This is a genomic window from Enterobacter cloacae complex sp. 2024EL-00711 (genome assembly GCF_047529885.1).
GTDB classification, from domain to species: domain Bacteria; phylum Pseudomonadota; class Gammaproteobacteria; order Enterobacterales; family Enterobacteriaceae; genus Enterobacter; species Enterobacter ludwigii.
Genome location: NZ_JBLIZC010000003.1, coordinates 1 through 22,979 on the forward strand (window position 1 = coordinate 1; position 22,979 = coordinate 22,979).

Annotated in this window: 24 protein-coding genes, 1 tRNA gene and 1 pseudogene; 11 read left to right on the forward strand and 15 right to left on the reverse strand. The window is 54.3% G+C overall.

Annotated elements, in window-relative coordinates:
* From ACMVME_RS09965 to aspA, 6 genes are all read right to left on the reverse strand, one after another.
* A tRNA-Phe gene (locus ACMVME_RS09965) sits at positions 1-72 on the reverse strand.
* Positions 73-198: 126 nt separating this feature from the next.
* A complete protein-coding gene (locus ACMVME_RS09970) occupies positions 199-774 on the reverse strand; it encodes a transcriptional regulator (RefSeq protein WP_020882970.1) in 576 nt (191 codons plus the stop codon).
* 49 nt (positions 775-823) lie between these two features.
* Positions 824-2,527, reverse strand: a complete 1,704-nt coding sequence (locus ACMVME_RS09975) for a protein-disulfide reductase DsbD (protein WP_068795298.1) — start codon at positions 2,525-2,527, stop codon at positions 824-826.
* The gene (gene cutA, locus ACMVME_RS09980) at positions 2,503-2,826 is read right to left on the reverse strand and encodes a divalent cation tolerance protein CutA (RefSeq protein ID WP_014168278.1); all 324 of its coding nucleotides are present in this window, start codon (positions 2,824-2,826) and stop codon (positions 2,503-2,505) included. Before cutA ends, ACMVME_RS09975 begins: the two co-directional genes overlap by 25 nt.
* Positions 2,827-2,939: 113 nt before the next feature.
* Positions 2,940-4,241: an anaerobic C4-dicarboxylate transporter gene (locus tag ACMVME_RS09985; protein ID WP_006178930.1), complete on the reverse strand. Its 1,302-nt coding sequence runs from the start codon at positions 4,239-4,241 to the stop codon at positions 2,940-2,942.
* A gap of 116 nt (positions 4,242-4,357) precedes the next feature.
* Positions 4,358-5,794, reverse strand: a complete 1,437-nt coding sequence (gene aspA / locus ACMVME_RS09990; protein WP_020882968.1) for an aspartate ammonia-lyase — start codon at positions 5,792-5,794, stop codon at positions 4,358-4,360.
* A 335-nt stretch (positions 5,795-6,129) separates the two neighbouring features.
* On the opposite strand from aspA, the gene ACMVME_RS09995 reads away from it, so the two are divergent.
* On the forward strand, positions 6,130-6,594 hold the full coding sequence (locus ACMVME_RS09995; protein ID WP_020882967.1) for an FxsA family protein: 465 nt from the start codon (positions 6,130-6,132) through the stop codon (positions 6,592-6,594).
* Between the two features lie 42 nt (positions 6,595-6,636).
* Here ACMVME_RS09995 and yjeH read toward each other — a convergent pair whose 3' ends face one another.
* Entirely contained in the window at positions 6,637-7,875 is a 1,239-nt protein-coding gene (gene yjeH, locus ACMVME_RS10000) for an L-methionine/branched-chain amino acid transporter (RefSeq protein WP_068795297.1), read from the reverse strand.
* A gap of 178 nt (positions 7,876-8,053) precedes the next feature.
* On the opposite strand from yjeH, the gene ACMVME_RS10005 reads away from it, so the two are divergent.
* From ACMVME_RS10005 to ACMVME_RS10015, 3 genes are all read left to right on the forward strand, one after another.
* Positions 8,054-8,347 (forward strand): co-chaperone GroES, encoded by a 294-nt coding sequence (locus ACMVME_RS10005; RefSeq protein WP_003855929.1) that lies wholly within the window; start codon positions 8,054-8,056, stop codon positions 8,345-8,347.
* A 32-nt stretch (positions 8,348-8,379) separates the two neighbouring features.
* Entirely contained in the window at positions 8,380-10,023 is a 1,644-nt protein-coding gene (groL, locus tag ACMVME_RS10010; protein WP_032679409.1) for a chaperonin GroEL, read from the forward strand.
* Positions 10,024-10,160: 137 nt separating this feature from the next.
* On the forward strand, positions 10,161-10,514 hold the full coding sequence (locus ACMVME_RS10015; RefSeq protein ID WP_020882965.1) for a DUF4156 domain-containing protein: 354 nt from the start codon (positions 10,161-10,163) through the stop codon (positions 10,512-10,514).
* A gap of 63 nt (positions 10,515-10,577) precedes the next feature.
* On the opposite strand, the gene epmB is transcribed toward ACMVME_RS10015, so the two are convergent.
* Positions 10,578-11,606: an EF-P beta-lysylation protein EpmB gene (gene epmB, locus ACMVME_RS10020; protein WP_025206268.1), complete on the reverse strand. Its 1,029-nt coding sequence runs from the start codon at positions 11,604-11,606 to the stop codon at positions 10,578-10,580.
* Positions 11,607-11,646: 40 nt separating this feature from the next.
* Between epmB and efp the strand changes: the two genes are divergently transcribed.
* From efp to ecnB, 3 genes are all read left to right on the forward strand, one after another.
* The gene (gene efp / locus ACMVME_RS10025; protein WP_014882207.1) at positions 11,647-12,213 is read left to right on the forward strand and encodes an elongation factor P; all 567 of its coding nucleotides are present in this window, start codon (positions 11,647-11,649) and stop codon (positions 12,211-12,213) included.
* A 58-nt stretch (positions 12,214-12,271) separates the two neighbouring features.
* Positions 12,272-12,403 carry an entericidin A/B family lipoprotein gene (locus tag ACMVME_RS10030; RefSeq protein WP_025206267.1) on the forward strand — a complete coding sequence of 44 codons (132 nt, stop codon included), beginning with the start codon at positions 12,272-12,274 and terminating at the stop codon, positions 12,401-12,403.
* Positions 12,404-12,511: 108 nt separating this feature from the next.
* Positions 12,512-12,658: a lipoprotein toxin entericidin B gene (gene ecnB, locus ACMVME_RS10035; RefSeq protein WP_014168289.1), complete on the forward strand. Its 147-nt coding sequence runs from the start codon at positions 12,512-12,514 to the stop codon at positions 12,656-12,658.
* 38 nt (positions 12,659-12,696) lie between these two features.
* Here the strand turns inward: ecnB and ACMVME_RS10040 are convergent, their stop codons facing one another.
* Positions 12,697-13,296 carry a helix-turn-helix transcriptional regulator gene (locus ACMVME_RS10040; RefSeq protein ID WP_068795296.1) on the reverse strand — a complete coding sequence of 200 codons (600 nt, stop codon included), beginning with the start codon at positions 13,294-13,296 and terminating at the stop codon, positions 12,697-12,699.
* Between the two features lie 262 nt (positions 13,297-13,558).
* On the opposite strand from ACMVME_RS10040, the gene sugE reads away from it, so the two are divergent.
* A complete protein-coding gene (sugE, locus tag ACMVME_RS10045; protein WP_032681885.1) occupies positions 13,559-13,876 on the forward strand; it encodes a quaternary ammonium compound efflux SMR transporter SugE in 318 nt (105 codons plus the stop codon).
* Here the strand turns inward: sugE and ACMVME_RS10050 are convergent.
* Together ACMVME_RS10050 and blaACT are read right to left on the reverse strand one after the other, a co-directional pair.
* Positions 13,873-14,403 (reverse strand): lipocalin family protein, encoded by a 531-nt coding sequence (locus tag ACMVME_RS10050; protein ID WP_014168292.1) that lies wholly within the window; start codon positions 14,401-14,403, stop codon positions 13,873-13,875. The genes sugE and ACMVME_RS10050 overlap by 4 nt on opposite strands.
* Before the next feature lie 98 nt (positions 14,404-14,501).
* A complete protein-coding gene (blaACT, locus tag ACMVME_RS10055; RefSeq protein WP_081308105.1) occupies positions 14,502-15,647 on the reverse strand; it encodes an ACT family cephalosporin-hydrolyzing class C beta-lactamase in 1,146 nt (381 codons plus the stop codon).
* Positions 15,648-15,779: 132 nt separating this feature from the next.
* Between blaACT and ampR the strand changes: the two genes are divergently transcribed.
* Positions 15,780-16,655 carry a LysR family transcriptional regulator AmpR gene (gene ampR, locus ACMVME_RS10060; RefSeq protein ID WP_068795295.1) on the forward strand — a complete coding sequence of 292 codons (876 nt, stop codon included), beginning with the start codon at positions 15,780-15,782 and terminating at the stop codon, positions 16,653-16,655.
* A 29-nt stretch (positions 16,656-16,684) separates the two neighbouring features.
* Here ampR and frdD read toward each other — a convergent pair whose 3' ends face one another.
* From frdD to frdA, 4 genes are read right to left on the reverse strand one after another with little or no spacing between them, the layout of a single operon-like run.
* Positions 16,685-17,044, reverse strand: coding sequence for a fumarate reductase subunit FrdD (frdD, locus tag ACMVME_RS10065; RefSeq protein ID WP_032679414.1), 360 nt, complete (start codon positions 17,042-17,044; stop codon positions 16,685-16,687).
* 10 nt (positions 17,045-17,054) lie between these two features.
* Positions 17,055-17,450, reverse strand: coding sequence for a fumarate reductase subunit FrdC (frdC, locus tag ACMVME_RS10070; RefSeq protein WP_014168296.1), 396 nt, complete (start codon positions 17,448-17,450; stop codon positions 17,055-17,057).
* Between the two features lie 10 nt (positions 17,451-17,460).
* Complete coding sequence (gene frdB / locus ACMVME_RS10075) at positions 17,461-18,195, reverse strand: fumarate reductase iron-sulfur protein (protein ID WP_020882957.1); 735 nt, start codon at positions 18,193-18,195, stop codon at positions 17,461-17,463.
* On the reverse strand, positions 18,188-19,978 hold the full coding sequence (frdA, locus tag ACMVME_RS10080) for a fumarate reductase (quinol) flavoprotein subunit (protein WP_014168298.1): 1,791 nt from the start codon (positions 19,976-19,978) through the stop codon (positions 18,188-18,190). The genes frdB and frdA overlap by 8 nt, the downstream gene beginning before the upstream one ends.
* A 310-nt stretch (positions 19,979-20,288) precedes the next feature.
* On the opposite strand from frdA, the gene epmA reads away from it, so the two are divergent.
* Positions 20,289-21,266, forward strand: a complete 978-nt coding sequence (gene epmA, locus ACMVME_RS10085; RefSeq protein WP_020882955.1) for an elongation factor P--(R)-beta-lysine ligase — start codon at positions 20,289-20,291, stop codon at positions 21,264-21,266.
* A gap of 200 nt (positions 21,267-21,466) precedes the next feature.
* Positions 21,467-22,966: pseudogene (gene yjeM / locus ACMVME_RS10090) on the forward strand (glutamate/gamma-aminobutyrate family transporter YjeM).
* The last annotated feature ends 13 nt before the right edge of the window (positions 22,967-22,979 follow it).

Sequence of the window (22,979 nt, forward strand, 5' to 3'; positions counted from 1 at the left end):
GCCCGGACTCGGAATCGAACCAAGGACACGGGGATTTTCAATCCCCTGCTCTACCGACTGAGCTATCCGGGCAACGGAGCGCATTAAACCGCAAACGCGCCTGATCGTCAACACTATTTCGGGAAAAGCCGTTCAACTGCTTAACTTTGCGGCAATCTGACGGTTTACGCGCCGAACAGGTCAAATTCTTCAGACAGATTACGTCAGCGCACCACCCATACGACACTGCGCAAAACGCAGGATATCTTCGGCCAGACGGTGTGCTGTATCCACATCGGCCTGGCTACGGTTTACCAGCATACGGCTCAGGCAACCTTCCAGTACCAGCTCCATCTGCTTAGCGACCATCGCCGGGTCATCCACTTCGAGCGTGGTCAGCAGTTCGTGCGTGAAATCATGCGCCGCCCGCTTTTGCTGATCCGCCAGTTGATGGATAGGATGGCCGGGGTCAGGGTAGAAGGTGCAGGCGGCAATAAACAGGCAACCCGGATAACGGTTGTTGCTTACGCATTCGCTCAGGGCGGTATAACGCGCCAGCAGCTTTTGCTCCGCAGTCAGTTCTTCATTTAACATTAGCTGCCTGCGCCAGACATCAACCTGCTGGCTGAGATAACGCAGGGCATCGTAAAGCAGCGCCTCTTTATCCGGCCAGAAGCGCATGAGTTCATCCAGAGGATAATCAATACGGTCGGCTACCATCTCAAGCGTGGTGCTGGCGATCCCTTGAATCTCAAGTAATTGCAGGGCTTGTCCCAGTACGTCTTCGCGTTGCACGGTTATCTCCTCCGTTATTCCCAACGGTTTGTCCCGTTTCAAGTGTTGTTTACGGTTGGCGATTGCGCAAATGCGCGCTGAATGCCGTCGCGTCCATAAACCCGGTTACACGCTGTGCGGGCTGCTCCTGGCCCTGTTCATTGAAGAACAGAATGGTTGGCAGACCCAGCACGTTAAGTTGCTTCAGCAGTGCCTTATCCGCTGTACTGTTGGCGGTGACGTTTGCCTGGAGCAGAACCGTCTCTTTCAGTGCACCTTGCACCTGCGGATCGCTAAACGTGTACTTTTCGAATTCTTTACAGGCGACACACCAGTCCGCATACAGATCCAGCATGACCGGTTTGCCTTTCGCCTGCGCCAGTGCGCTGTTGAGTTCATCCACGTTCTTTATCTGGATGAAGTTCAAATGCGCCTGCGTTTGTCCCGCGGGTGTGCCAAATGCCCAGTCCTGCAGTGGCCGTACGCTCACCAGCGCGGCGGCGAGCAGGAGGATTTGCACCAGACGCATCCACGGCTTTTTCGCTGCCAGGCTTGTGATAAACGCCCAACAGAAGAAAGCAACACCGAGCATTGCCCACAGGCGCATCCCCCAGACGTCGCCGATAATACGCTCGAGCAAGAACACCGGCAGCGCCAGAATGACAAAACCAAACGCGGTTTTCACCGTCTCCATCCACGGGCCGCTCTTGGGCAGCAGACGGTTGCCAAATACCGTTACCAGAATCAATGGCAGACCCATTCCCAGCGCGTAGAGATACAACGTACCACCGCCGAGCCACATGTTACCGCTCTGGGCAATATACAGCAGGATCGCGCTCAGTGGCGCGGTAGTGCACGGTGAGCAAATCAACCCGGCGATGGCACCCATCACGAACACGCCGCCCGGGGAACCACCCTGCTGACGGTTACTCATCAGCGTTAAGCGAGTCTGCAACGCGGACGGCAGCTGTAAGCTGAACAAACCAAACATCGACAGCGCCAGCAGAATAAATACGATCGACAGGCCAGCCAGCACATAAGGGTGCTGAAGTGCAGCCTGGAACTGCAGTCCGGCAGCAGCAACCACGAGGCCCAGTGCGGTGTAGGTTAACGCCATACCCTGCACGTAGATAAAGGCCAGCAGCAGGGCGCGTGCGGTTGAAAGGCGTTGCTTACCGCCGAGGACAATTCCGGAGATAAGCGGATACATGGGCAGCACGCACGGCGTGAAGGCGATGCCGATACCAATCAGTAAAGCCCACAAGGCGGAGAAGGGCAGTGCTGTGTGACCGTCGTCCTTCATTCCGGCGCTCTCATCTGCGGGAGGCGCAGGCATACTGTCGGCCGCTTTAACTTCGCTCAGCGGAATGACTTTGGTTTCCGGCGGATAGCAGAAGCCCGCGTCGGCACAGCCCTGATACGTGACGGTCACGGTGGCGCCTTTATCGGCCTGATTGACCGCCACGGGCACGCTTAACCGCTGGCGATAGATTTCACTTTTGCCGAAAAACTCGTCTTCATGCCACTCGCCCGCAGGCATCTGAAGTGGGCCTACCTTTGCCTGAGCAGGCGTGATGCTGACCTGCTTGCGATAGAGGTAATACCCCTCTTTTATCTGCCAGGTAAGATTCAGGTCATGCTGGTCTTGTTGAAAATCGAAAATAAATGCCTGGTCGGCAGAAATAACGTTCGAACGGCCGGGAGCGTCAAATAACCCGGCAAAAACTGATGTGCTGCACAGCAGCAGGATCAGCGTAAGGAAGCGTTGAGCCATGAGAGATAATCGTTGTCGCCGTGGACCACTGGCAATACCAGCAGTTCGGGGGTTTGATAAGGATGATGAGATTTGAGGCAGTCCAGGAGTGCCTGCTGGTTCGCCAGATTGGTTTTGAGCAACATCTGGACTTCGTACTCCTGCTCCAGTTTACCTTCCCAGTAGTAAAGGGAGGTGGCGCCAGGAAGGAGCGTCACGCAGGCTGCCAGTTTTTCGGCCAGCACTTTGGCGGCGAGATCCTGGGCAGAGGCTTCATCAGGGGCGGTACAAAGGACAACAACAGCATCAGGCGTGTTCACAAGTCGACCTCCTCATCACGAAAGTCTTCACTATATCACGCAAGGCTATTGGTCATTAATGAAACGGGCCGCAGAGCGGCCCGTTTTTAACTATTTTTACAACCCATCATTGTTTACAGCACGATGCCGCCAATGATAAAGCCGAGGATCACGCACAGCGAGATAGCCACCACGCCCGGGATCAGGAACGCATGGTTAAATACGTACTTACCGATGCGAGTCGAGCCAGTGTCATCCATCTCAACCGCCGCCAGCAGGGTTGGGTAGGTGGGTAAAACGAACAGTGCAGAAACGGCAGCAAACGAGGCAATAGCCGTCAGCGGGGTAACACCCAGCATCAGCGCCGCAGGCATCAGGGCTTTGGTGGTGGCCGCCTGAGAGTAAAGCAGGGTTGCGGCAAAGAACAGCACCACAGCCAGGAGCCACGGATAGTTGTGCAGCAGGTCGCCCGCAACGGTCTGGATATCGCTGATGTGAGCTTTCACGAAGGTATCACCAAGCCAGGCCACACCCAGTACACACACGCAGGCGCTCATACCGGATTTAAAGGTGCTGGCGTTGAGCACTTCGCTGGTGTCGATTTTACAGGTGATGCTGATCAGCGTGGCGATAGTCAGCATGAATACCACAATCGCTTCGTTACGCGGCAGGACCGGGTTCTGGATCAGACCCACGGTGTCACTGATGGCGGTTGCGTAGAACATGACCGCAACGATACCGATCAGGAACAGCAAGACGGAGCGTTTTGCATGCGGCTTCAGTTCGAAGACCTGGCTACCACGCAGTTTCACTTCACCTTTTGCCAGACGCTCCTGATAAACCGGATCGTCTTTCAGTTCGGCGCCGAGGAAGTTACACAGCACGGCGGTGATCATCACTGCAATCAGCGTCACCGGAATACAGATGGCCAGCAGCGTCAGGTAACTCACGCCCATAGGCTCAAGGATACCGGCGAAGAAGACCACCGCAGCGGAGATAGGTGATGCGGTAATCGCAATCTGGGACGCGACCACGGCAATCGAGAGTGGACGAGACGGACGGATGCCCTGCTCTTTCGCCACTTCGGTAATGACCGGCAGCGTGGAGAAGGCGGTGTGGCCAGTACCGGCGAGAATGGTCATAAACCACGTCACCAGCGGGGCAAGGAAGGTAATGTATTTTGGATGGCGGCGTAACATACGCTCCGCCAGGCTCACCAGGTAGTCCATACCGCCTGCCACCTGCATGGCTGCGATAGCGGCAATAACCGCCATGATGATTTCGATAACGTCAAAAGGGATTGCGCCGGGTTTAATCTGAAAGATAAGGGTAAGTACGAGCACCCCGAGACCGCCGGCAAAACCAATGCCGATACCCCCGAGTCTTGCTCCCAAATAAATCGCCAACAGGACGATGACGAGTTCTGCTCCAAACATAAGGACCTGCCTTGCTTATTAACAAGTTGATATTGAATTGTTGTATTTTGGTAACGCCTATAAAGAAAAAAGGCACGTCACAAGTGACGTGCCTTAAGGAAGCCTAGCCTGAACTGCTACTGTTCGCTTTCATCGGTATATCGTTTCGCTTTGTATGCCGGGTGCATCAGGTTCTGGGCCGAGAAGATATCGTCCAGCTCGGCTTCGGTCAACAGTCCACGCTCCAGAACGACTTCACGCACACTCTTACCTGTTTCGGCGCAAATCTTACCGACGATGTCGCCGTTATGGTGGCCGATGAACGGGTTGAGGTAGGTGACGATGCCGATGGAGTTGTAGACATACCCTTCACAAACTTCTTTGTTTGCGGTGATGCCGTTAACGCATTTCTCCAGCAGGTTGTAGCAGGCGTTGGTCAGAATGTGGATGGATTCAAACATTGCCTGGCCGATGACCGGCTCCATGACGTTCAGCTGCAGCTGACCGGCTTCAGAGGCCATGGTCACGGTTGTATCGTTACCGATGACTTTAAAGCAGACCTGGTTTACCACTTCTGGCACTACCGGGTTCACTTTCGCCGGCATGATGGACGAACCGGCCTGCAGCTCTGGCAGGTTGATTTCATTCAGGCCAGCGCGTGGACCGGAAGAGAGCAGGCGCAGGTCATTACAGATTTTGGAGAGTTTCACCGCCAGACGTTTCAGGGCGCTGTGAACCATAACGTACGCGCCGCAGTCGGAGGTGGCTTCAATCAGATCTTCTGCAGGCACAACCGGCAGGTTAGAGACTTCAGCCAGCTTCTGTACCGCCAGCTGCTGGTAACCGTCCGGCGTATTCAGACGCGTGCCGATGGCGGTTGCGCCCAGGTTCACTTCCAGCAGCAGCTCGGAGGTGCGCAGCAGGTTTTTAGTTTCTTCGTTAAGCAGCACGTTAAACGCGTGGAATTCCTGACCGAGGGTCATCGGAACCGCGTCCTGCAGCTGGGTACGACCCATTTTCAGGATGTCCTGGAACTCAACGGCTTTGCGCTGGAAGCCATCACCCAGCTGATTAATGGCGTCCACCAGTTTCACCACGGAGGCATACACCGCGATACGGAAGCCGGTTGGGTAGGCGTCGTTAGTGGACTGACATTTATTAACGTGGTCGTTCGGATTCAGATACTGGTATTCACCTTTCTGATGACCCATCAGCTCCAGGCCGATGTTTGCCAGTACTTCGTTGGTGTTCATGTTGACGGAGGTGCCCGCGCCGCCCTGATAGACATCGACCGGGAACTGATCCATGCATTTGCCGTTGTTCAGCACTTCATCGCAGGCAGCGATAATCGCATTTGCCGCGCTTTTCGGAATGGTTTGCAGCTCTTTATTGGCCAGTGCTGCGGCTTTTTTCACCATCACCATGCCACGTACAAATTCAGGGATGTCGCTGATTTTGTTGTTGCTGATGTAGAAGTTTTCAATCGCTCTCAGAGTGTGAACACCATAGTAGGCATCCGCTGGAACTTCCCTGGTACCCAACAAGTCTTCTTCGATACGAATGTTGTTTAACATGTGAACCTTCTTTTCAAGCTGCCGATGGATTGTACTAAACACACAGTATTTATGTGGTTTTGAATATTTTCTGACCGACGATTATTCCCTCAATCAGCCAGATGTTCGAGATCATATGCTGATGATAGCGAATTGCCGTAATCTGGATCACTTATTATCGACCCGATTCCATGATAATTATTAATCTGTGAAATGAGTCACCGCTTTAAAATTTCCAGAAAAAATATCCGTGCAAACCGATTGAATTTTGGCTAACCGTCACCATTTCTTACAGACGCGTTTCGCGAACACATTCAGACAGGGGCCTGAGGGCACCTGCCACACAGGAGATGCCAGTGCGCTGGGTACCATTTATTGCTTTCTTTCTCTATGTTTACATCGAGATTTCAATTTTTATCCAGGTCGCCCATGTACTGGGTGTCCTGTTAACGCTGATTCTGGTGATTTTCACTTCGGTGATCGGCATGTCGCTGGTGCGTAATCAGGGTTTCAAAAATTTCCTGATAATGCAGCAAAAGATGGCCGCAGGCGAAAGCCCGGCCGCTGAGATGATCAAAAGCGTCTCGCTGATTATTGCTGGCCTGCTGCTGATCCTGCCGGGGTTCTTCACTGACTTCCTCGGCCTGCTGCTGCTTCTGCCGCCGGTGCAAAAACACCTGACCATGAAGCTACTGCCGCATCTGCGTTTTAGCCGTATGCCGGGCGGTGGATTCAGCACTGGACCGGGGGATACTTTCGAAGGGGAGTATCAGCGTAAAGATGAACAGCGCGACCGTTTAGACCATAAAGACGATCGGTAAAAGAGACCAGGCCCGGTAATCGAATCGCTACCGGGCTTTGTTTTACAGGGTGCCGCGTTTCGGTAAAAACAGCCACAGCCCCGCCAGCATGCTAATCGCATACAGGCTTTTCCACCCCACCATCGCCATCAACAGCAGGCAAAGCACGCCACCAACCACTGCCAGCGCTTTATAGCGACCTTTCAGCAGACGACAACCCGCCAGCATGCACAGCAGGTAGATCATGATGAAAATCCCGTTGGCGTACACGATCAGGGCATCAAGATTGATATTCAGCCCGTAAATACATAGCGAACTCAAGACGCAGCAGCCCAGCACGGTATTAAGCGCATTCAACGGCAGCTGACGTTTAGACAGGCGCGCAAGGCGGCTCTCTGGTTTATCAAGCGCCTGCGACCATACCAGACGTGCAAAGCTCTGGATGTAGATATTGAGGCTGGCAAAACAGGCCAGATAGCCAATAACACAGGCGACCCACAGCGCTTTCAGACCAAACAGTTGCACCACAATGCCCGGCAGCGAGGCAGCGGCCGCTTTATCCGCGGCGAACGCGTTGAAATGCAGTACCAGCACGGTACATGCCCAGTAAACGGTACCTGCTAACAGCAGGCCAATCATCAGGGCGCGCGGGAAATCCCGTTCCGGTTGTTTAAACTCAGAGGCCAGATGGGTGAACGCCTCCAGCCCAACAAAACACCAGAACATCACCGACAGCGCAGCGAACAGCTGCGAATGGTTGACCTCACTTACCGCGGGGAAGGGGATCTCCTTCAGCGTAATATCCCCTTTCCACCAGATGGCGACAATGAGGGCCACAATCAGTATTGCAACGACGGTTTGCAGGTTGGCACTCGAGCTGGCACCCCGTGAGCCGACCCACCAGACGATGGCCAGCGTACCCAGCTCGGCCAGCAGCAGTTGCTCGTTATGCCAGCCAAACAGCGCCTGGCCAAAACCGGTCGCGATATGCAACGCTGCCGGTAGACCGACTGGAATAACAGAAAGAAACAGCCAGCCGGTGACCCGCTCCAGTCGCGGACCAAACGCCATACCGACAAAGTGCGCTACGCCGCCCGCGCTGGGGAAATGCCGTCCGAGGATGGCAAACACGACCGCGACCGGAAACACCAGCACAATCAGCACTGGCCACGCCCACAGGCTATTATTGCCGGCCACCAGTGCTGCCAGCGCGGGTACCGCAAACACACCCGTACCTAACAAGGAGGTCGACAGCAGACCCACGCCCTGCGCCAGTCCCAACTCCTGTTTTAGTCCACTCATTGACATCGCCCTGCCACGATCAAAAGAGAGGCGATGGTAACACTTTCGCAAATTTTTTTTCGTCTGCCCCTTGAAGGGGGAAAAAGCTATCCCCATCTCTCAGGGCACTAGTCGGAAAACCGCGTGCGGACCGGCGTCATCCATAACTGATAATGACTTTCTCAAAGGAGAGCTATCAATGAGTATTCGTCCGTTACATGATCGTGTGATCGTCAAACGTAAAGAAGTTGAAACCAAGTCTGCTGGCGGCATCGTTCTGACTGGTTCTGCAGCAGCAAAATCAACGCGTGGCGAAATCATCGCTGTCGGTAAGGGCCGCATTCTGGAAAACGGAACTGTGCAGCCACTGGACGTTAAAGTTGGTGACATCGTAATTTTCAACGATGGCTACGGCGTGAAATCCGAGAAGATCGACAATGAAGAAGTGTTGATCATGTCCGAAAGCGACATTCTGGCAATTGTTGAAGCGTAATTTTACGCACGAGAATTTGAGGAAATAAGAACATGGCAGCTAAAGACGTAAAATTCGGTAACGACGCTCGTGTAAAAATGCTCCGCGGCGTAAACGTACTGGCAGATGCAGTTAAAGTGACCCTGGGCCCGAAAGGCCGTAACGTAGTGCTGGATAAATCCTTCGGCGCGCCAACCATCACGAAAGACGGTGTTTCTGTAGCACGTGAAATCGAGCTGGAAGACAAGTTCGAAAACATGGGCGCGCAGATGGTGAAAGAAGTTGCCTCTAAAGCGAACGACGCTGCAGGCGACGGTACCACCACCGCAACCGTACTGGCACAAGCTATCATCACCGAAGGTCTGAAAGCCGTTGCTGCGGGTATGAACCCAATGGATCTGAAGCGCGGTATCGACAAAGCGGTTACTGCGGCGGTTGAAGAGCTGAAAACACTGTCCGTTCCATGCTCCGACTCTAAAGCGATTGCTCAGGTTGGTACTATCTCCGCTAACTCCGACGAAACCGTAGGTAAACTGATCGCAGAAGCGATGGACAAAGTCGGTAAAGAAGGCGTGATCACCGTTGAAGACGGTACCGGTCTGGAAGACGAACTGGACGTGGTTGAAGGTATGCAGTTCGACCGCGGTTACCTGTCCCCATACTTCATCAACAAGCCAGAAACGGGCGCTGTTGAGCTGGAAAGCCCATTCATCCTGCTGGCTGACAAGAAAATCTCCAACATCCGTGAAATGCTGCCAGTGCTGGAAGCCGTTGCGAAAGCAGGCAAGCCGCTGGTTATCATTGCTGAAGACGTTGAAGGTGAAGCACTGGCGACCCTGGTGGTTAACACCATGCGTGGCATCGTGAAAGTGGCTGCGGTTAAAGCACCTGGCTTCGGCGACCGCCGTAAAGCGATGCTGCAGGATATCGCTACCCTGACTGGCGGTACCGTAATCTCTGAAGAGATCGGTATGGAGCTGGAAAAAGCGACCCTGGAAGACCTGGGCCAGGCTAAACGCGTTGTGATCAACAAAGACACCACCACCATCATCGATGGCGTGGGTGAAGAAGCGGCTATTCAGGGCCGTGTTGCTCAGATCCGTAAGCAGATTGAAGAAGCAACCTCTGATTACGACCGTGAAAAACTGCAGGAGCGCGTAGCGAAACTGGCAGGCGGCGTGGCAGTAATCAAAGTGGGCGCGGCAACTGAAGTTGAAATGAAAGAGAAGAAAGCACGCGTTGACGATGCTCTGCACGCGACCCGTGCAGCAGTAGAAGAAGGCGTGGTAGCTGGTGGTGGTGTCGCGCTGGTGCGTGTTGCCGCTAAACTGGCTGGCCTGACTGCTCAGAACGAAGATCAGAACGTGGGTATCAAAGTTGCGCTGCGCGCAATGGAAGCACCACTGCGTCAGATCGTTTCCAACGCTGGTGAAGAGCCATCCGTGGTTGCGAACATGGTGAAAGCGGGCGAAGGTAACTACGGTTACAACGCTGCAACTGAAGAATACGGCAACATGATCGACTTCGGTATCCTGGATCCAACCAAAGTGACCCGTTCTGCACTGCAGTACGCGGCCTCTGTAGCGGGTCTGATGATCACTACCGAGTGCATGGTGACCGACATGCCTAAAGGCGACGCACCTGACTTAGGTGCCGCGGGTATGGGCGGCATGGGTGGTATGGGCGGCATGATGTAATCGTGCGCTTTACCGCTTAGAATGAGAAAAACCCCCGGGCAGAAATGCTCGGGGGTTTTTCTTTTGGTCATCTTTTTAGTATAAGGTTTACACACGGACAACATCTGCTGTCCAGCTTATTGAAAACGAGGAATAACATGCGCGTAAAAGTCTGTGCAGGGATCGTAGGAGCAGCATTGCTGCTGGCGGGTTGTAGCTCCAGCAATGAGCTGTCTGCTGCAGGTCAGGGCGTTCGCTTTGTTGAAGATAAGCCGGGTAACGAGTGCCAGTTTTTAGGCACGGCAACCGGTGAGCAAAGCAACTGGATGTCGGGTCAGCACGGTGAAGAAGGTGGATCTATGCGCGGTGCCGCTAACGCGCTGCGTAACCAGGCTGCAGAGATGGGTGGCAACGTGATTTACGGTGTGAGCAGCCCGTCGCAAGGGATGTTGTCCAGCTTCGTGCCAACGGCCAGCCAGATGAATGGCCAGGTCTATAAGTGCCCTAACTGATCTACATTGCTGATGGCGCTGCGCCAAACCCCACCGGGCGGATAAGCGTAGCGCCACCTGCCGTTATTGTTGCCGCAGTTGCAAATCCAGCGGCGTCTTACTCGGCTCACCGCCAATCTCTCGCGCCAGCTTCGGCACCATATAGCCTGAAACCAGCGTTAACAGTTCGCGCATAATCTGCCGGGCCTCTTCATCCGTGACCATGAAATGCGCCGCGCCTTGCACACGATCCAGTACGTGCAGGTAGTAGGGCATCACGCCCGCATCGAATAACGCATTACTGAGCTCCGCCAGAACCCGGGCATTATCATTCACACCGCGTAGCAACACGCTCTGGTTCAACAGCGTCACACCCGCTTTACGCAGACGCGCCATCGCCGCACGGAATGCCTCATCGATTTCATTCGCATGGTTGATATGGTTCACCAGCAGAACCTGTAAACGAGACTGCTCAAGGCGAGATACCAGACCGTCCGTGATGCGTGCCGGAATAACAATCGGTAAACGGCTGTGGATGCGCAAACGCTTAATGTGTGGAATGGCTTCAAGCTGGGTCAACAGCCAGTCCAGCTCATGATCTTTTGCCATCAGCGGATCGCCACCTGAAAAAATGATCTCATCCAGTTCCGGATGGGCGGCGATATAGTCCAGGGCGACCTGCCAGTTGCGTTTATTACCCTGATTTTCGGCATACGGGAAGTGGCGACGGAAACAATAACGGCAGTTTACCGCGCAACCGCCTTTCACCAGCAGAAGAGCACGGTTGAGATATTTGTGCAGTAAACCCGGTACCACACTGTTCTGCTCTTCCAGAGGATCGGTGCTGTATCCTGGCGCTGATATAAACTCTTCCTGCGCAGTAAGCGTTTGTTTTAATAATGGATCGTCAGGGTTTCCTTTCTCCATACGGGCAACAAACGCGCGGGGAACCCGCAGGGCAAAAAGTCGCTTAGCCTCGCGGCCTGCAAGCAACTCTGGGTGCTGATCGAGGTCTAACAGACGCAGCAATTCATCAGGACTGGTGATTACATCGGCAAGTTGCGATAACCAATCTTCTCTGGACGGGGTGTTTAGGGTTACAATATGCGCCATTTTGTGGCTTAGCTACCAGTTAACAAATTTAGAGGGCCTTATGGCAACGTACTATAGCAACGATTTTCGTGCTGGTCTTAAAATCATGATGGACGGCGAACCGTACGCGGTTGAAGCCAGCGAATTCGTTAAACCAGGTAAAGGCCAGGCATTCGCGCGCGTTAAGCTGCGTCGCCTGCTGACCGGTACCCGTGTTGAGAAAACCTTCAAGTCTACTGACTCCGCTGAAGGCGCTGATGTTGTCGATATGAACCTGACTTACCTGTACAACGACGGTGAGTTCTGGCACTTCATGAACAACGAAACGTTCGAGCAGCTGTCTGCGGATGCTAAAGCGATTGGCGATAGCGAAAAATGGCTGCTGGACCAGGCTGAGTGCATCGTGACCCTGTGGAACGGCCAGCCTATCGCTGTTACCCCACCAAACTTCGTAGAGCTGGAAATCGTTGAAACCGACCCAGGTCTGAAAGGTGATACCGCAGGTACTGGCGGCAAGCCAGCTACCCTGTCCACCGGTGCAGTGGTTAAAGTTCCACTGTTCGTACAGACTGGTGAAGTGATCAAAGTAGATACCCGCTCCGGCGAATACGTATCTCGCGTGAAGTAATTTACGTCAAGACTGAAGGCGCAGCGCCCGCTGCGCCTGTTTTTTGCAGGCAGGGATGATGAACCGTACCGTTAAAATTCTGCTTCTGTTAGCGCTGTCCAGCGCGTTGCTTTCCGGCTGTAACACCACGCGTGGAATGGGGGAAGATATCCAGGATCTCGGCCATATCATTTCTCACGCGGCCAGCTAACCCCGTCTAATTTTCCTAAAAATGCGTCCTTTTCCGTCAAACGACGGGATATTGTCTATTCTTAAATTGCTATACACAAAACAACTTTGGCTATAAAAGGACGATATTATGGTTAAGAAGACAATTGCAGCGATCTTTTCAGTCCTGGTACTTTCTTCAGTATTAACAGCCTGTAATACCACGCGTGGCGTTGGTCAGGATATTTCTGAAGGTGGTAGCGCAATCTCTGGTGCGGCAAGTAAAGCACAGCAGTAATTGAATAAACGGTACGGAACCAGACGGGTTTCGTACCGTCAGCTTTCTGATTCCTGCAGGGATAAAAACGGTGAATAACGCGTATCCATATGCAACTTCATGCGGATATTTCGTTTATAGGTATAGACCGTTTTACCGTTAATACTCAGGTGAGCCGCAATTTTCTGATTGCTGGCACCATCCATCCACAACGTCAGCACTTTCTCCTCCTGGCGCGTCAGCAAAGGCGCGGTTACCTTTGGCTTTTCACTGTTCGCGTGCGAAATGAGTGCGTCGTGGATAACTGTCCCCAGTTGTTCAAGACGGGCATTTTTCAACAGCGATGACCAGACCGGGAATTGCTTCAGCCAGGTGGTCATTTCACTATCCTCACCCGATTGCAGCAAAATAAAGGGCACTCTTTCGCTGGCGTTCAGCAAAGATGAGAGGGACTGAAAGGGATGTACATCCTGTCTGAACCCATGCAGGTCAGCAATAACCAGCGTCGGTTTCCATTGCAGAATGTGCTCTCTGGCGAGGAAAAGATTATTCAGGCCGGTCACAACGACGTTTTCCGGAAATAAACCGGAATGATTGAGCCATGCTTCAAACCCGGTGCGGGTGAAGTGACAACGGTCAATCAAAAGAATTTTGAACATATTATATTCGCAGTCGGCTAGTGGTTTGGCTTCCTGCCATCAGAAAGCACATCATCATAGAGAAGTCGGATGAGTGATAAATGCCTGAACTGCGCGGCATACTGCGGCTATTTCTTGCCTTAACATGTTCAGCACAAAAGGATTGAAAAAAAATCGCACGCTAACCAAAATATGAGGCGTAATCTTTGCCTTGCGGGACGACCCGTAAGCGCTTCCTTCATCGGGGACGGCCCCAACTTGCATTTAAGTTAAGGAGCCTGAAATGTCCTGGATCATTCTTGTTATTGCTGGCCTGCTCGAAGTGGTATGGGCGATAGGTCTGAAGTACACCCACGGTTTTACCCGCCTGACACCCAGCGTCATTACCCTTACCGCGATGATTGTGAGTATCGTTTTGCTCTCGTGGGCGATGCGTTCTTTACCGGTGGGGACAGCGTATGCCGTCTGGACGGGAATTGGCGCCGTGGGGGCGGCCATCACGGGGATCCTGCTGTTGGGTGAGTCAGCGAGTCTGGCGCGTATCGCCAGCCTCGCCCTGATTGTGGCCGGTATTATTGGGTTGAAGCTCAGTACCCATTAATGGGGTTGTTCTACCCAGATGAGTTTCGACACATCAAACCCTTGCCGGGTCGCGACGTCCAGCATCTGCTGTTTCATCTCAGGTGAAAGGGTTGGGGTGCGAGAGAGGATCCACAGATAGTTGCGATCCGGCCCGCAGACCAGCGCGTGACGGTACTCTCTGTCGAGCGCGATCACGTTATATCCTCCATAGAACGGGCCGAAGAAGGAGACTTTGAGCGCGGCCCGTCGCGGGTCGCCGGTAAAGTACGCTTGTCCAATCGACTGCTGCCACATTTCCCGGTCCGGATTATAGCCCCGGTTGATAACCTGAATACCGCCGTCATCCATCGGGCTGTAATTTGCCGTGACCTTCTCTAAACCCCGTTCAAAACGGTGGTCAAGGCGCGCGATTTCATACCATGTTCCAAGAAAACGTTGTGCGTCGAAATTGCTGACAACGGTAACGCCGGGAGGGGGAGTCGGGGAGCTGCAGGCAACCACTAAAAACGCGGCTGTCACTGCGGCGATAACAGGCAAAATGCGCATAGGAGTTTCCTTACTGTTTTTTGTTAAGTGTAGATGACAGCAAGGAAAATGCGGGAATTTTGCAGGCCGGGTGGGCATCAGCATCACCCGGCAAGATGTTACTGCAGAGCGCTCAGAATACGGTATGCCGCTTCCACGCGTGCCGGGTTCGGGTAGCTCTTGTTCGCCAGCATAACGATGCCGAGTTCCTTCTCAGGAATAAATGCCACGTAGCTGCCAAATCCGCCCGTCGAGCCTGTTTTATGTACCCATGACGCTTTTACCGGTGGTGCAGGAGGGTTCACTTCTGCCACGGGCAACGGCGCAAGCGCTACTTTGTTGTCGCTGCCCTCCACCACGGTTTTGGCTTCTACCGGCCAGTTGATCATCTCCCAGCCCAGGCCCTGGTACATCGAGCCTGTGCGCCAGTAGCGAGACTGTGCAAGCACCATGCCCTGCTTCAGTGAGGCATCCTGTACGCCATCGGGGGCCATGTTAGCCATCACCCAGCTCGCCATATCCTTCACGTTGGTTTTCACGCCATACGCTTCGGCGTCGAGCATGCCCGGCGAAACGTGAACCGCTTTACCGTCACGATAACCCCAGGCGTAATGCTGTTCTTCTGACTTCGGAACGTTAATCCACGTATGGTTCAGGTTAAGCGGCTTCAGGACCCGCTCCGTCATCGCCTGCTCAAAGCGCATGCCAGAAGGTTTCACCGCCAGAGCACCAAACAGACCGATGCTGGCATTCGCATAAAGACGCGTGGTGCCTGGCGCCCACTGTGGTTGCCAGGACTGGTAAAAACGCAGCAGTGAGGCATTATCGGTAACCTCATCGGGCACCTGTAACGGCAGGCCACCGGCAGTATAGGTTGCCAGGTCCAGCATGCGAACGCCCTGCCACTGTTTGCCGGTCAGCTCAGGCCAGTATTTGGTCACCGGATCGCCCAGCGAAATTTCACCGCGAGCAATAGCATCGCCACCCAGTACGCCGGTGAAGGTTTTGCTGATTGAGCCCAGCTCAAACAGCGTTTGTGCAGTGACGGGTGTGTTCGCGGCGACATCGGCCTTGCCGAAGGTGAAGTAGTGCGGCTGGCCCTGATAGATCACGGCGACCGCCATACCCGGAATAGACTGCGCTTTCATCAGGGGCGTAACGGTACGTTCCACGACCTTCGCCAGCTGTGTTTCTGACAGAGGTGCGGCTAATGCAGCGCAGGAGGTGCTGAGCAGCAGGGCGCAGCACAGGGATTTTTTCATCATCAGTTATCTTCCGTAATAGCGAGTCAAGGGAGTGTCCGGGCCCGTCAGACATACCCAGTCTGTTGGATTTGACTGTGGCTGACAAACGGTTAAATTTAGCATTAGCTGTTAATTTTTCTAACGGATGGGTCGATGACACGCAGCTATTTACCGCTTAATTCGCTTCGTGCCTTCGAAGCCGCTGCAAGGCACCTCAGTTTTACTAATGCTGCCATTGAGCTGAATGTCACCCATTCAGCCATCAGTCAGCACGTTAAGACGCTGGAACAACATCTGAACTGTCAGCTGTTTGTCCGGGTTTCGCGCGGATTGATGCTGACGACAGAGGGCGAGAATCTGCTGCCGGTGCTGAACGATTCGTTTGATCGTATCGCCGGCATGCTGGATCGCTTTGCCAGTCATCGCGCGCTGGAGAAGCTTAAAATTGGCGTGGTGGGGACTTTTGCGACCGGGGTGTTATTCGCGCAGCTGGATGATTTCCGTCGCCGCTATCCGCATATCGATCTGCATCTTTCGACCCATAATAACCGCGTCGATCCGGCCGCCGAAGGGCTGGATTACACGATCCGCTACGGTGGAGGGGCGTGGCATGGCACTGAAGCGACGTTTCTGTGTTCTTCGCCGCTGGCTCCGCTGTGCACGCCTGAAATTGCCGTCGGGCTACAAGCACCGGCGGACATGCTGAAGTTTACGCTGCTGCGCTCTTACCGACGCGATGAATGGTCGGCGTGGATGCAGGCCGCGGGCGAACTCCCGCCGTCACCAACGCATCGGGTGATGGTGTTTGATTCATCCGTTACCATGCTGGAAGCCGCGCAGGCCGGCGTGGGAATTGCTATCGCACCTGTGGGTATGTTCACTCATCTGCTGAACAGCGAACGTATCATTCAGCCGTTTGCGACACAGATTGAGCTGGGCAGTTACTGGTTAACCCGATTGCAGTCACGGACAGAAACCCCTGCAATGCGTGAGTTTGCGCAGTGGCTGGTGGGGAAAATGCAGAAATGAAAGGCCCGCCGGGAGGCGGGCCTGATGTATCAGATAGTAACCACGGCAATCAGCGTAACCACCGTCAGGATGGTTGCCAGGCCGTAGAACACCCATTTCCCGCTCGGGACATGGATTTTCAGGTCATGCATCGCGTGGTGAATACGGTGCAGGCCACACCACAGCGGCAGGACGATCATCAGGAAGAGGAACACACGGCCAATAAAGCTGCTGGCAAAGGCCAGTACTCGCTCGTAACCCAGCGCATCGCCCGGAAACAGCCCCAGTGGCAGCATAATACCGACCAGCAGGATGATGACCGGCGCGATGATGGCGCTCCACATCCCCCCTGCGCCAAACAGTCCCCAGAAGACCGGCTCGTCAGAACGTTTTGGATTTGGATTAATCACAGTAGTCTCCTTACCAGAACAGTGCGACAAACAGAATGACCACAGTGACGAGGATCGTCACGCCCCATAGCCCTTTAATGACCGGCTCTGGCCCCATTTTCTCGTCTTTAATGATGATATTCGCCGCTTTTGGCGCCAGTTCAAACCAGGTTTTGGTATGAAGCAGCGCTGCCGCGAGCACAATCAGGTTCAGGATCACGATGATGGGGTTTTGCAGGAAGCCGACAAAGCTGGCCCAGGTTTCAGGGCCATGTTTGAGGGCATAAACGCCGTACATCAGCTCCAGGCTGAACCAGACCGCCGGCACCGCGGTGCCTTCACGCAGCATATAGAAGCGATAAAACGGCAGTTTCTTCCACCAGGTGGACGGCATTGGCCGCACGTAGGCTTTGCGTTTAGTCGTCATTATGCACTCCTTAGCGTGGTTTCAGGGTGGCGATAAGAAAGTCTTTCGAGCTTTCCACTTTACCCTGCTGAATAGCGGCGGCCGGGTCGACGTGCTTCGGACAGACTTCGGAGCAGTAGCCCACAAAAGTACAGCTCCAGACGCCGTTCTGGCTGTTAAGCTGCGCCATACGTTCTTTTTTACCGTGGTCGCGGCTGTCCTCGTTATAGCGGTGTGCCAGGGTAATAGCCGCCGGGCCAATAAACTCTGGATTCAGACCAAACTGTGGACACGCGGCGTAGCACAGACCACAGTTGATGCAGCCGGAGAACTGATGGTATTTCGCCATCTGAGCTGGCGTCTGGGTGTTCGTCCCCTGATCCGGCGTACGTGGATTGCCGATGATGTACGGCTTAATCGCTTCCAGACTTTCGATAAAGTGGGTCATATCGACCACCAGATCGCGTTCAATCGGGAAGTTACCCAGCGCTTCTACTTTGATGCCTTTGGTGTATTCACGCAGGAAAGTTTTACAGGCCAGTTTCGGCACCTTGTTGACCATCATGCCGCAGGAGCCGCAGATTGCCATACGGCACGACCAGCGGTAGCTCAGGTCCGGCGCAAGGTTATCTTTGATATAGCCGAGCGCATCCAGCAGAGAGGTTTGCTCGTCATAAGGGACTTCATAGAATGCGCTGTGCGGTGCGGTGTCCACTTCCGGATTGTAGCGCACCACTTCGATTTTCAGTTTCTGCATCTCAGCCATTCGCCTTCTCCTTCTTCTCGGCGGCTTCTGCTTCTGCGCCATACACGCGTTTAGCCGGTGGCAACGTCGTGATTTTCACGTCGCTGTAGTCCAGACGGGTGGTGCCATCCGCATCGCGCCAGGCGAGAGTGTGTTTCAGGAAATTGACGTCATCACGTTCGGTGCAGCCTTCATCAAGACGCTGATGCGCGCCGCGTGACTCTTTACGTGCCAGCGCAGAGTGCGCCATACATTCCGCCACGTTCAGGCCGTGACCCAACTCAATGGTATAGAGCAGGTCTGTGTTGAACACGCTGGAGGTATCGGTAATGCGCACGCGCTTGAAGCGTTCCTGCAGCTCTGCCAGCTTATCCACGGTTTTTTGCATCAGCTCAGGGGTACGATAGATACCGCAGCCTTCCTCCATCGACAGGCCCATCTCGTCGCGGATTTTCGACCAGTTTTCATTTCCTTCCTGGTTCACCAGGTTTTTCAGCCGTTTTTCGACGTCAACGACCTGGGCATCCAGCGCCGCGCTGTTCGCCTCGCCCGCGGTGGCAGCACGCTCCATCGCGCGTTCGCCCGCCATGCGGCCAAAGACCACCAGCTCCGCCAGTGAGTTTGACCCCAGACGGTTAGCACCGTGCAGGCCGACAGAGGAGCACTCGCCCACGGCAAACAGCCCTTTAATGCGGGTTTCGCACTGCTGATCGGTTTCGATACCGCCCATGGTGTAGTGGGCCGTTGGACGTACCGGAATCGGCTCTTTCACCGGATCGACGCCAACATAGGCTTTTGCCAGTTCGCAAATGAACGGCAGACGTTCCAGCAGTTTCTTCTCGCCAAGATGACGCAGGTCGAGGTAGACCACATCGCCGCGTGGCGTGGAGATGGTGTTGCCTTTGCGCCACTCGTGCCAGAAGGCCTGAGACACTTTGTCGCGTGGGCCCAGTTCCATGTATTTGTTTTTCGGCTCGCCGAGCGGGGTTTCCGGGCCCATGCCGTAATCCTGCAGATAGCGGTAGCCATTTTTATTGACCAGGATCCCGCCTTCACCACGGCAGCCTTCCGTCATCAGAATGCCGGAGCCGGGCAGGCCAGTAGGGTGATACTGCACGAACTCCATATCCCGCAGCGGCACGCCGTGGCTGAGCGCCATGCCCATGCCGTCACCGGTGACGATACCGCCGTTGGTGTTGTAGCGGTAAACACGCCCCGCACCGCCGGTAGCCATGACCACCGCGTTGGCGCGGATCTGGACGAGGGTGCCTTCCATCATGTTCATCGCCACCAGACCGCGCGCCTGACCGTCATCAACCAGAATGTCGAGGACGAAATGTTCGTCAAAGCGCTGAATCTGTGGGAACTGAAGGGAGGTCTGGAACAGGGTGTGCAACATGTGGAAGCCGGTTTTATCGGCAGCGAACCAGGTGCGTTCGATCTTCATCCCGCCGAAGCGGCGAACGTTGACGCTGCCGTCCGGACGACGGCTCCACGGACATCCCCACTGTTCAAGCTGGGTCATCTCCGTAGGACAATGGTGTACAAAGTAGTCAACGACATCCTGCTCGCAAAGCCAGTCGCCCCCTGCAACCGTGTCGTGGAAATGGTATTCGAAGCTGTCATGATCCTGCGCAACGGCGGCGGATCCTCCTTCTGCGGCAACCGTATGGCTGCGCATCGGATAGACTTTTGAAATCAATGCGATTTTAGCGTTGGGATTAGCTTGTGCTGCAGCAATCGCAGCACGTAATCCAGCCCCGCCAGCGCCTATAACGGCAAGATCGGCTTGAAAAGTTTGCACGACATTCCTCCAGATTTTTGTTATTTCGCAACGCGATAAACTAAAGGTAGTTCACCCGTCCAAAAGGACGATTGCGAAAGCGTTTCCACTGCTCCTTTATGGGTAAAGCAGTATAACCGCGTGGATGTCAGGGAAATTTGACGTGTTCGATTTTTTTGCTGTTCTGTGCGGCGATTTATCGCGGTGAGTAATGAATTTCGTCGCGCAATTGTTCACCTAAATGAAATGCGCTTTTTTACTGCGCAAAATTTGTCTCCGTCCCTGGTAACGAGTAGACTTCGTGCCCTTGTCTGAAATCGGAGAAAAACTCATGAGCGAAACGGCCACCTGGCAGCCGAGCGCATCCATCCCCAACCTGCTAAAACGCGCTGCAATTATGGCGGAGATCCGCCGCTTCTTTGCCGACCGCGGCGTCCTTGAGGTGGAAACCCCGTGCATGAGTCAGGCAACGGTAACGGATATTCATCTGGTCCCGTTTGAAACCCGTTTTGTTGGTCCTGGCCACTCACAGGGCATGAATTTGTATCTGATGACCAGCCCGGAATACCACATGAAACGCCTGCTGGCGGCAGGATGTGGCCCGGTCTATCAGCTGTGCCGCAGTTTCCGTAATGAAGAGATGGGGCGTCACCACAATCCGGAATTCACCATGTTGGAGTGGTACCGTCCGCATTATGATATGTACCGCCTGATGAACGAGGTGGACGATCTGCTGCAGCAGGTGCTGGAGTGCTCAGAAGCGGAAACGCTCTCTTATCAGCAGGTTTTCCAGCGTTACCTGGAAATTGATCCGCTCTCTGCGGATAAAGCGCAGCTGCGCGAAGTGGCGGCAAAACTGGATCTGAGCAACGTGGCAGATACCGAAGAAGACCGCGACACGCTGCTGCAACTGCTCTTCACCTTTGGCGTTGAGCCGCAAATTGGCAAAGACCGGCCGACGTTTGTATATCACTTCCCGGCAAGCCAGGCTTCGCTGGCGCAGATCAGCACCGAAGATCACCGCGTGGCGGAGCGTTTTGAGGTCTATTACAAAGGTATCGAGCTGGCGAACGGCTTCCACGAACTGACCGACGCACGCGAACAGCAGCAGCGTTTTGAGCAGGATAACCGCAAGCGCGCGGCACGTGGTCTGCCGCAGCAGCCTATTGATACCCATCTGCTGGAAGCATTGAAGGCGGGCCTGCCGGATTGCTCCGGCGTGGCGCTGGGCGTTGATCGTCTGGTGATGCTGGCGCTGGGTGCAGAACAGCTGGGCGAAGTGATCGCGTTTACGGTCGATCGCGCATAACGCACCGTATTGCCGGGTAGCACTGTCGCTTACCCGGCTCTCCTCTGATGTCAATTAACCTTTCCATTTCCGCACGACAACATTAAAAACTGCCACATTCTCTGTACGCAGGTCTTTTTCTTAATTTGCCCCTAATAGCCACAATATTAGTCTGGTCATCTGCTACCATCCGCGCAGTTTAACTTCCTTTGGATGGCGCTATGTTCCAGTCACTTAAAAAGATGACCCTCACCGGGCTCATCCTGATGATTTTTACCTCCGTCTTTGGCTTTGCCAACAGCCCGTCGGCTTTCTATCTGATGGGCTACAGCGCAACGCCGTTTTACATCGTCTCGGCCCTGTTTTTCTTCATACCGTTTGCGCTGATGATGGCGGAAATGGGGGCGGCCTACCGCAAAGAAGAGGGCGGGATCTATTCCTAGATGAACAACAGCATCGGCCCGCGCTACGCGTTTATCGGCACGTTTATGTGGTTCTCCTCGTATGTGGTCTGGATGGTCAGTACGGCGGCCAAGGTCTGGGTACCGTTTTCGACGTTTGTTTTCGGCAGCGATTACACTCAGGTCTGGTCTTTGGCCGGTCTGAGCTCCACGCAAGTGGTCGGGATTCTGGCCGTCTGCTGGATGGTGGTTGTAACGCTGGTGGCGTCTAAGGGCATCAACAAAATTGCCCGCATTACCGCCGTGGGTGGGATCTCGGTGATGTGCCTGAACCTGGTGTTGCTGCTGGTCAGCATTGCCATTCTGTGCCTGAACGGCGGACATTTCGCTCAGGAGGTGAACTTCGTTTCCTCGCCCAACCCGAGCTATCAGTCCGGGCTCGCTATGCTCTCCTTTGTGGTGTTTGCCATTTTTGCGTACGGCGGTATTGAGGCGGTGGGCGGCCTGGTCGACAAGACCGAGAACCCGGAAAAGAACTTTGCGAAAGGCATTATTTTTGCCGCAATAGTTATCTCCATTGGCTATTCGCTGGCAATTTTCCTCTGGGGCGTCAGCAGCAACTGGCAGCAGGTACTCAGCAACAACACCACTAACCTGGGCAACATTACCTATGTGCTGATGAAAAGCCTGGGGATGACGCTGGGACAAGCGATGAATCTGACACCGGAAGCGGCGGCAACGATGGGCGTCTGGTTTGCACGCATCACCGGCTTGTCCATGTTCCTTGCCTATACCGGCGCGTTTTTCACGCTGATTTACTCTCCGTTGAAAGCGATAATTCAGGGCACGCCAAAAGCGCTGTGGCCTGCACGCATGACGCAACTGAATACCGCAGGTATGCCCGCCAACGCCATGTGGATGCAGTGCCTGCTGGTCTGCGTGTTCATTTTGCTGGTGTCGTTTGGTGGGGATACCGCGTCAGCGTTTTATAACAAGCTGACCCTGATGGCGAACGTGTCGATGACGCTGCCTTATCTCTTTCTGAGCCTGGCCTTCCCGTTCTTTAAGGCGAAGGAGGATCTTGAGCGTCCGTTTGTGATTTTCAAAACGCGCGCCGCCACGCTGCTGGCAACCACGGTGGTGGTGCTGGTAGTGGCATTCGCCAACATCTTTACCGTTATTCAGCCGGTGATTGAGGCGAATGACTGGAGTAGCGCACTGTGGATGGTGGGCGGTCCAGTCTTCTTCTCGCTTCTGGCGATGGGGATTTATGAGAATTACCGCCGACGTTCTGTGGCGTTGCTGACGGAAGTGGCGTAGCGGTCAAACATTC